This is a genomic window from Pedococcus sp. P1_H8, from assembly GCF_056405175.1.
On the sequence record NZ_JBFUCP010000230.1, the window covers coordinates 1 to 453 of the forward strand.

1 protein-coding gene is annotated in these 453 nt (G+C 73.7%); it reads right to left on the bottom strand.

Translation table 11 applies throughout. The features are described 5' to 3' along the window. Positions 1 to 453: FecCD family ABC transporter permease (locus AC1DYG_RS19735; protein WP_477641547.1), on the bottom strand; the 453-nt coding region annotated here is incomplete at both ends.

Sequence of the window (453 nt, forward strand, 5' to 3'; positions counted from 1 at the left end):
GTGCTGAGCCGGCCCAGCAGCCAGCTGTAGACCTGCCGCAGCGTCTCGTCGTAGCGCTGCATCAGGAAGGTCTGGACGGCGTTGGCGAAGGCCGCGACCGCGACGCCGGCCAGGATGATCACCACCTCGCTGCGGACCCCGCCGATGCCGCGGCCCAGGAGGTACGTCGCGGCCACCGCGAGCACCCCGCCGACGAACGCGGCGACCGGCACCCCGTAGGCGACGCCGGCGCCACCGGCCACGATCGCCACCGTCGCACCGAGGCTGGCCCCGCTGGACACTCCGAGCAGGTACGGATCGGCCAACGGGTTCCGGAAGACGCCCTGGTAGGCGGCGCCCGCGATGGCCAGGGTCGCGCCGACGAGGGCACCGAGCACCACCCGCGGCAGCCGGATCTGCCACAGGATCGCGTGCTGTTGCGGGGTCAGCCCCGAGTCCACGTGCACACCGGGG